At 72.2% G+C, this 8,263-nt stretch carries 8 protein-coding genes; 2 read left to right on the top strand and 6 right to left on the bottom strand.

All coding sequences use genetic code 11. From position 1 onward, the window contains the following. Positions 1–70: 70 nt before the first annotated feature. Entirely contained in the window at positions 71–679 is a 609-nt protein-coding gene (locus ABZ646_RS34125) for a GPP34 family phosphoprotein (protein ID WP_360527678.1), read from the top strand. Positions 680–724: 45 nt separating this feature from the next. Here ABZ646_RS34125 and ABZ646_RS34120 read toward each other — a convergent pair whose 3' ends face one another. The 5 genes from ABZ646_RS34120 to ABZ646_RS34100 form a co-directional block, all read right to left on the bottom strand. Then, positions 725–1,594, bottom strand: coding sequence for a carbohydrate ABC transporter permease (locus ABZ646_RS34120; RefSeq protein WP_360527675.1), 870 nt, complete (start codon positions 1,592–1,594; stop codon positions 725–727). Then, positions 1,591–2,550, bottom strand: a complete 960-nt coding sequence (locus ABZ646_RS34115; RefSeq protein WP_360527672.1) for a sugar ABC transporter permease — start codon at positions 2,548–2,550, stop codon at positions 1,591–1,593. The genes ABZ646_RS34120 and ABZ646_RS34115 overlap by 4 nt, the downstream gene beginning before the upstream one ends. Beyond that, positions 2,544–3,845 (bottom strand): extracellular solute-binding protein, encoded by a 1,302-nt coding sequence (locus ABZ646_RS34110; RefSeq protein ID WP_360527669.1) that lies wholly within the window; start codon positions 3,843–3,845, stop codon positions 2,544–2,546. The genes ABZ646_RS34115 and ABZ646_RS34110 overlap by 7 nt, the downstream gene beginning before the upstream one ends. Beyond that, positions 3,842–4,825 (bottom strand): GNAT family N-acetyltransferase, encoded by a 984-nt coding sequence (locus ABZ646_RS34105; RefSeq protein ID WP_360527666.1) that lies wholly within the window; start codon positions 4,823–4,825, stop codon positions 3,842–3,844. Before ABZ646_RS34105 ends, ABZ646_RS34110 begins: the two co-directional genes overlap by 4 nt. Positions 4,826–4,886: 61 nt before the next feature. Then, on the bottom strand, positions 4,887–6,113 hold the full coding sequence (locus tag ABZ646_RS34100; RefSeq protein ID WP_360527663.1) for a DUF1343 domain-containing protein: 1,227 nt from the start codon (positions 6,111–6,113) through the stop codon (positions 4,887–4,889). Between the two features lie 323 nt (positions 6,114–6,436). Between ABZ646_RS34100 and ABZ646_RS34095 the strand changes: the two genes are divergently transcribed. Continuing rightward, the gene (locus tag ABZ646_RS34095) at positions 6,437–6,751 is read left to right on the top strand and encodes a hypothetical protein (RefSeq protein ID WP_360527660.1); all 315 of its coding nucleotides are present in this window, start codon (positions 6,437–6,439) and stop codon (positions 6,749–6,751) included. A 93-nt stretch (positions 6,752–6,844) separates the two neighbouring features. On the opposite strand, the gene ABZ646_RS34090 is transcribed toward ABZ646_RS34095, so the two are convergent. Further along, entirely contained in the window at positions 6,845–8,038 is a 1,194-nt protein-coding gene (locus tag ABZ646_RS34090) for a hypothetical protein (protein ID WP_360527657.1), read from the bottom strand. Between the last annotated feature and the right edge of the window lie 225 nt (positions 8,039–8,263).

The raw sequence follows: 8,263 nt of genomic DNA, 5'->3' as shown, positions 1-8,263 counted from the left end.
GGTTGTCGCAGGTGTCTCTGGTACTTCTGGTGCCTGCGTTGTCTCTGCCGTCTCAGTTGGGGAGTCCGACATGACCACACCCCGGGACCTGTTCCTCGTCACCGTGTACGACGCCGCCGCCCGGCCCGTCGAACAGGGTGACCTCTCCCTGGCACTCGCCGGAGCCGAACTGGTCGATCTCATCGACGCCGGGGCGGTCACGCTCGACGGCGATCTCGTCGTACCCGCTCCGCAGGGCGGCACGGGAGACCGGCTCCTGGACGAGGCGGCCACGGCGCTGCGGCACGAGGCGCCGTACGAGTCGGTGGAGGACTGGCTGTGGCGCCGCGGGCGTGGCCTGGGCGCCGCCTACCTCGACGTCCTGGAGGCGGACGGCACGGTGGTCGCCCAGCAGCGGCGACGCTGGCTGCCGCTGCCGACCGGACGCACGCAGCCGTCCGACTCGCCCGAGCGCGCCGCGGCGCACGAACGCTGGACGTCGGGCGAGCCCGTGCTCGCCGCCCTGGCGGCCGCCGTCGGGATCCAGGACGAGGCGGCCCAGGACCTCGTCGGCGCGGCCCCCGAGACAACCGTCACGGTGGTGGCCGCGGTGAACGACGCCGTCACGGAACTCGCTGCCGTACGGCAACGCCGGGAGATCGAGGACGCGGCCTTCGACAACGTCTGGCGGGGCCTGTGACGGTCGCCGCTCCCGTGCGGCCCGGGGAGTCCACCCGGCGGGCGTTCACTTGAGGCCGCTGAGCATGACTCCCCGGACGTAGTACTTCTGCAACAGGAGGAAGAGGACCAGCACCGGCAGGGTGCTCAGGACCAGGCCGGCCATGACGATGGGCGTCGTGCGGGTCGGGTCGACGTAGTCCTGCAGGAGCTGGATGCCGACGGGCAGGGTCATCACGGCCGGGTTCGCGGTCGACACGAGCAGCGCCCAGATGTACTCGTTCCAGGCGTCGACGAAGGTCAGCAGGGAGAGGGTGAGCAGGACCGGCCTGGTCTGCGGGAGGACGATCCGCCACCACACGGTGAACTCGCCGGCGCCGTCGATGCGTGCGGCCTCCAGGACCTCGTCCGGGATCGAGACCATGAACTGGCGCGTCAGGAAGATCCCGAAGCTGCTGACGAGGAACGGCACGGCGAGCGCGACGATGCTCACGGTCAGCCCCGCGCCGCCGCGCCCGAGCAGGTCGTTGCCGCCCGCCAGCGGCCAGTGCACCAGGATCAGGAAGTGCGGGACGAAGAACAGGAACGGCGGGAACATCATCGTCGACAGCACCAGGCGGAAGACGAGGTCCCGGCCGGGGAAGCGGAGCTTGGCGAGCGCGTAGCCGGCCAGCGAGGACGTGAGCAGCACCGAACCGGTGACGACGGTCGTGACGACGACGCTGTTGCGGAAGAGCACCGGCAGATCGAGCTGGTGGACCGCCGCCCGGTAGTTGGACAGGTCGAACGCCCTGGGCAGGAACCGGTACGGCAGCGTGCCGGCCTCGTCCGGCCCCTTGAAGGACGTCATCACCATGTCGGCGAACGGCACCACCGTGAGAACCGCGCCGGTGACCACCAGCAGATACGAAAGCCACGGGAGGCGGCCGCGGTTCACGCGTCCTCCCCCGTGCGCCGGAAGAGCCACAGCTGCACCAGCGTGACCGCGAGGACCACCGCGAACAGCACGAAGGCGGCGGCGCTCGCGGTGCCCCAGTCGCCGTAGGAGAAGGCCTGCCGGTACATCTCCAGCGCGGCCACGTCGGTCGCGTCCCCCGGCCCGCCCCTGGTCATCACCGTGATCAGCGCGAACGACTGGAGGCCGGTGAGGAACTGGGTGACGCACACGAACATCAGGGACGGCCGCAGCAGCGGCAGCGTGATCGTCCAGAAGACGGTGCCGGGGCCCGCGCCGTCGAGGGCGGCGGCCTCGTAGTAGGTCTCGGGGACGGACTTCAGCCCCGCCGTCAGGACGAGGATCGCCGAGCCGACGGAGGCCCAGGACTGCACGACGACGACCGAGGGCAGCGCGGTGTCCGGGTCCTGGAGGAACGCCACCGAGGCTAGTCCGAGGGCGTTGAGGACGCCGTTGACGAGACCACCGGGCTCGTACATGTACTTCCAGACGTTGCCGACGGCGACGACGGTCGTGACGATCGGCAGGAAGTACAGGGTGCGCCACAGCCCTTGGAACCGCAGCTTGTCGATGCAGGTGGCGACGAGCACGGAACCGGCGAGCGAGAGGACCACGGTGCCGAGGGCGAACAGCAGCGTGTTGGTGAGGACCGGCGTCAGGAACGTCGAGCCGGCCGCGAACAGACCGGCGAAGTTGTCCAGTCCCACCGGTTCGATGTCACCGAGGTCGAACCCGGCCCACCGGGACGTCGCGAGCAGCAGCGCGAAGCCGAGCGGGAGGACGAGGAAGACGGCGAAGAACAGCAGTGCCGGGGTCAGGAAGAGATAGGCGACGGCGGTCTGGCGGCGCTGCCGGCGGTCCCGGCCGCGGGCACGCGCCGCGGGGGTGCCGGGTGCGGCGCGTTCGGCCGGCCGCGGTGTCAGGGTGGCGTTCACCATGACCGGGACACCTCCTGGTCGACCTGGCGGCGGGTGGTCCGCAGCGCCTCCTCGACCGACTGCCGGCCGGTCCACAGCGCCTCGATGTTCCTGCGCAGCAGCGACTTGGCCTGCTGCGCGCCCGGTACGTTCGGCTCCGGCACCGCGTAGGCGAGCGCGTCCAGGAAGGGCCGCAGGTTGGGATCGGTGCCCGCCCCGAGCAGGGTCCGCATGTCGTCGGCGCGGCCGGTCAGCGAGCCGACCGACACCTGAAGGGCACTCATCCGGGTGGCGCCGCGCACCTTCTCGGCGTTGAGCCAGCGCAGGAACTCCCAGGCCTCACGCGGGTGCCGGGCGGCCGTGTTGACGCCCAGCATGAACCCGGTGGCGAGGGTGCCCCGCCTGCCGCCGGTCTCCGGGAGGGGCACGGGTACGACTCCGACGTCGCGGTAGGCCGTGCCCATCAGTGACCTCAGGTTCGCCGTCCACCAGCCGGCGCTAATCACCATGGCCACCTGCCCGGACGCGAACGCCTGGTAGACGTTGACACCGGGGTCGCTCGCGCCCGTGGCGACGAGGCGGTGCTCCAGGTCGAACACGGCCCGTCCGGCCGTCGAGTCGAGGTCGGTGCGTCTGCCGTCCGCCGAGACGAACCGCCCGCCGGCGGCGTTGAGCAGCGCGAGGGTCTGACCGACGGTGGTGGAGTCGTCGAAGGTCGACAGCCCGAAACCCTGCAGCAGCGTGTTGCCGTACCGGTCCCGCCGGGCGGTGCGGCGGGCCGCGTCCTCCAGCTCCCGCCAGGTGCGCGGCGGCCCTGCGACGCCGGCCTCGCGCAGCAGTCGCCTGTTGTAGTAGAGGGCATAGGTCTGCATCTCGGTGGGATAGCCGTAGACCGTGCCCGCCACCGACGCGGAACCGACCGCGGCGGCCCCGTAGCCGCGTCTGATCTCCTCGGCGTGCCCGGGTGGCGCGGGCCGCAGCACACCGGCCCGGACGAGCTGGCCGTTCCACAGGCAGTACGGGTGCAGGAGGTCGGCACCCTGGCCGGCGGCCTGCCTGACCATGACCGTGGTCAGCAGGTCCGTGAACTCCACGGCCTCGGTGGCCACCTTGACCCGGTCGTGGGTGGCGTTCCACTCGTCCACCGGGCCCCGCAGGGCCTCCTTGAGCGCCCCGCTCGCGTAGTGGGAGAGCAGGGTGAGGACGATCGGGTCACCGGGCCGTCCGGTGCCCCGGGAGGGTGCGGCGCAACCGGCGGTGAGCAGCGCCGAGGGCAGGGCGAGCGCGAAGTGACGGCGGCTCAGCGCCCGGGTCACCGGGCGGCTTCCCGGCGCATCACCCGGAAGACCCGGGTCGTGGTGAAACCGGTCTTGCGGTAGAGGTGTCCGGCCGGGGACTGCGCCCCGGTCCACAGGAACCACGCGGCGTGCGCCCGGCGCGCTCGCATCCGCTCCAGGACCAGATGCAGGAGGACTTCGCCGAGTCCGGTGCCGCGCATCTCCTCCAGCACCCCGATGGGGCCGAACCGCTCGTCCACCGAGTCGAACGCGCCGTGCATCGCCCAGCCGACCATGCGGCCCGCCGGGTCGCGGGCGGTGACGATCCGGTCGAGCGGGGTGCCCGTGGTCAGGCACGCCCGGATGGTGCAGGCCCAGTCCGGCCCGAAGTGGCTCCCGGCGAGGGCGAGGAGATCCACCAGGTCGTCGTCGGCCGGGGTGGCGAACCGGTGTCCGCGGCCGGTCAGTTCGGCCGCACGGCGCAGGACGTCGGCCGGGACGCGGTAGCCGACCAGGGCACGGTGCATCGCCGCCGCCTCGTACAGCGTGCGAAAGCCCAGGGCGTCCAGGAGCCCGGCCGCCTCCGGGTAGGCCTCGGCGTCCAGGCCGGGGAAGACGTAGTTCGGGGTGTACGAGGAGAAGTCCACCCGGGTCCGGCCGTGACCGGCCAGCCAGTCGAGGGCCTCGGTCAGCAGCCGGCGGCCGAGGCCCCGGCGGCGGGCGTCCGGGGCGACGAAGAAGAACGGGATCCAGCCCTGTTCGGGCTCCAGGTCGGTGCCGGCCATCGGGGTCAGCCGGCGCACCGCGTAGGCGGCGCCGACGACACGGTCGCCGTCGACGGCGATCCGCAGTCCGTCCGGGTCGAAGTTGGGGTCGAGCAGCACCAGGGAGCGGAAGCGGTCCGGGGTGATCGGGTCGGCGGGTGCGCTCCGGGCCCAGGCCTCCACCAGCCGGGGGCCGTCGCCCGACCGGAAGCCGCGGATCCCGACTCGGGATGTCGTCGTCGTGGGGTGGGTCATCGACCGGGTGGTCCTTCCGGAGCGGACAGCTGCGTGGTCTCAGGGGTACGACGGGCCGGCCTCAGCGGTACAGCAGCACGTCGTCGCCGGCCCATCGGCCGGGCGGGGCCGGTGGCCCGCACAGCGGCTGCGGGTCGTCACCCGCGTCGACGGCGCGCCGCAACCGGTCGGATCCCCACAGCAGATCGATGAAGGGACGGCGACCGGTCTCCTCGGCACCGGTCCCTTCGGCACCGCGCTGCGCCGCGCCGCCGTCCCCCGGCTCCCAGGCGAAGTCGTCCGGATAGAGCCGCCGGAGCGTGGCGAGCATCGCGACGGCGGTGCGTACGGGCGTGAACGTCGCCAAGTCGGTGATGTGCAGCTGGACTCCGCGCAGCGGCCTTCCGGCGTACCGGTGGCAGGCCGGTACGAACCGCAGATCTCGGAAGTGCACGCCGGGCAGGGCGAGTTCGGTGAGAGCGGGCGCGAACCGCCGGTCGAGGTACGGGGCGCCGACGATCTCGAAGGGCTGTGCGGTGCCGCGGCCCTCCGAGAGGTTCGTCCCCTCGAACAGGCAGGTGCCGGGATACACGAAGGCGGTGGCGGGCGTCGGGATGTTGGGCGAGGGCGCCACCCATGCCAGACCGGTGTCCCCCGCGGTCATGGCGCGCTGCCAGCCCAGGACCTCGATCACCGTCAGGTCGACCGGTCCGTCCGCGACGTGCGGCACGGCCGAGGTGTTGAGATGCCTGGCGAGTTCGCCGCAGGTGAGACCGTGCCGGACGGGGACGGCGGCGCGTCCGACGAAGCTGGACCATTCCGGTTCGAGCAGGGGACCCTCGCTGACGAGTCCGCCCAGCGGATTCGGCCGGTCGGCGACGACGAACCGCACACCCGTACGGGCCGCCGACGCCATCAGGTCGAACATGGTCCACACGTAGGTGTAGTACCTGGCCCCGATGTCCTGGAGGTCGAGGACGAGGGTGTCCACACCGCTGTCGATCAGCAGCTTGTCGAGCCGCTCGCCGGCGCGGCCGTAGGTGTCGTACACCGGCAGCCCGGTGTCGGGGTCCCACCGGACGGCCTCGCTCTCCCCGGCCTGACCGGTCCCGTACAGTCCGTGTTCCGGGCCGAACAGGGCGACCAGCGGCACCCCGGCGTCGAGCAGCGCGGGCGCGGCGGGACGCAGATCCGGCAGGACGCCGGTGTGGTTGGTGACCAGCCCGACGCGACCGCGCCCGGCCAGCGCGGGCTCCGCGTACAGCCGTGCGATCCCGGTCGTCACCGCGCCGCGGTGGTGCGTGCTCATGTCCTGCCCCGTCCGACGGTGACACCCTTCGCAACAGTGGTCGGGAATCTACCCTTACGGCCCGTTATTCGCATGATGAATCGCCGACGGCTTCGGCGCCCCGGCCGGCCGCCGCGCCGCCGCCCCGACTCCCGTACGCGTCACCGAGGTTGAGCCTCCCGCCGGGGCCGGGCGCCACAACACGCCGACCCGGGTCGCCCGCACGTGGGATGTTTCCGTGTCGACGGGGCGTCCGGGTGCGGTGACGGTGTGTGATGGCACCGGGCTCCGGTCTGTCCGCGGCCCCTTCTTCACCGTTGCCACCGCTCACGAAGGACATCACGATGCGCCTCAGTCGTCCGCTCGCCGTCGCTCTCGGCGGGCTCGCCCTCGCCGTCCTCACCACGGGTCCGGCGGCCGCCACCCAAGGGACCTTCGTCTGGGTGGGGCCGAAGGGCAAGGCGTACGCCATCCAGAACCCGCCGGACCGCAAGTGCCTCGACATGGCCCAGGAGGCGCGCGGCCCGCAGAACTCCACGAAGAAGGCGCTCGTCGTCTACAGCAAGGCGAAGTGCAAGGGCACGGCGCTCCGCATCGCCCCCGGCCACTCGGCGCCCGGCAGCGTCCACTTCGCCAGCGTGGTCTTCAACCCGCGGTAGCACCTGTCGCGGTGGCCCTCACCCACGACGCCCCGCGGCTCGACGTCGGCTCCGAGCCGCGGCACCCGGGCGCCACAGAGGTGGGGCCACCGTTCACAGCGGTGCGCGGGCGACCGTCATGACGTAGGCGCCGAACAGCAGGGAGACCGCCGTGAGCGCGCCGACGACCAGGACGGCCTGGGCGGGCCGCAGCCGCCAGCTCCTGACCAGCGCGCGGGCCAGCGGGATCAGCAGGGGGAAGGCGGGGAGCAGGAAACGCGGCTTGGAGGAGAAGGAGCCGGAGCCCCCCACGACCACCAGGACCAGCACGCCGGCGAAGACCACCAGGACCAGCGGGGCGCGGTCCAGGCAGAGCAGGCAGAACAGCAGGACGCCGGCCACGACGATCACCAGGGCGGCAGCGTAGACGAAGCCACCGCCGTGCACCAGCAGGCCCTTCACGAACAGCAGGGATCCCCTGCCGAAGTCGAAGCGCGAGTTCCAGGCCCGCTGCACCCCGAAGTAGCCCTGCAGCAGGTCGCCGGTCCGGTGCCCCACCCACAGGACGTAGCCGAGCCAGCCGACCGGGGCCGTCAGGCAACCCACCCACAACCGGGGCGGGACCCGGCCGCGTCGCCGTACCGCCTCGTGGGCGCCCGCGACGACGACGGCCGCGGCGACCGCGAAGCCGCTGGGCCGGGAGAGACCGGCGAGCGCGGCAAGACAGCCTGCCCAGAGCCAGCGGCCCCGGAGAACGCTGTACAGGGACCAGGCCGCGAGCGCCGAGAAGAGGGACTCGGTATAGGCGACGGTCAGTTCGACCGACTGGGGGAGCACGGCCCACAGAACGACGAGCGCCGTGGCGACGCCCCTGCCGTACAGGAGGTCGCCGACGCGGTAGACGCCCCACGCGGCCACCACGGCGGCGCCGCCCGCGAGCAGCAGTGCGGCCTTGCCGGGCGTGAGCGGCAGGACCGTCGTCAGGGCGCGGATGAGCCCGGGGTACAGCGGGAAGAACGCCCAGTCGGTCTGTACGGCTCCCCGGCGCGTGATCTCGATCAGGTCGCCGTAGCCGTGCGCGGCGATGTGCTGGTACCAGCGGGCGTCCCAGGCGTGCGCGAGGTTCCTCAGCAGCGGGTGCCCCGTGGCGTGGTTCGCCAGGACGACGACGATGGCTCCGGCGAGCCTGACGGCCGCGAAGAACGCCAGGGCGGCCCCGAGACCGGACGATGCCCGGCCGAGGGACGGCAGGCGGGAGGGGCGCGACTGCGCGACGGGGCCCGGCCGCGGTACGGATGACGTGCTCACGGTCCGACCATCGGCAGGGAAGTGCGACCTCGCAACGCGACACGGGGGTTTCTTACGGTCTTCCGCACCCGTTCAGACCCACGCGACCCGCATCACATGTGCACCCCCTTGATCGATCATCCGTCAGTCTGTTTACCATATGAGCGCCACCCAGCTCGATCGAGAGATGCAGGTCTGTGACTGTCAACGAGGACACGTTCACCAACTGGAACAACCGTCACGAGA

The sequence above is a fragment of the Streptomyces sp. NPDC007162 genome (assembly GCF_040634175.1).
Lineage (GTDB): Bacteria > Actinomycetota > Actinomycetes > Streptomycetales > Streptomycetaceae > Streptomyces.
The sequence above is the reverse complement of the archived record's forward strand: the minus strand, read 5'-3'. Positions and strand labels throughout refer to the sequence as shown.

Coding starts and splice junctions, on each gene's coding strand:
- ABZ646_RS34125 (WP_360527678.1), top strand. CDS start 71: ATGACCACACCCCGGGACCTGTTCCTCGTCACCGTGTACGACGCCGCC.
- ABZ646_RS34115 (WP_360527672.1), bottom strand. CDS start 2,550: ATGGTGAACGCCACCCTGACACCGCGGCCGGCCGAACGCGCCGCACCC.
- ABZ646_RS34105 (WP_360527666.1), bottom strand. CDS start 4,825: ATGACCCACCCCACGACGACGACATCCCGAGTCGGGATCCGCGGCTTC.
- ABZ646_RS34100 (WP_360527663.1), bottom strand. CDS start 6,113: ATGAGCACGCACCACCGCGGCGCGGTGACGACCGGGATCGCACGGCTG.
- ABZ646_RS34095 (WP_360527660.1), top strand. CDS start 6,437: ATGCGCCTCAGTCGTCCGCTCGCCGTCGCTCTCGGCGGGCTCGCCCTC.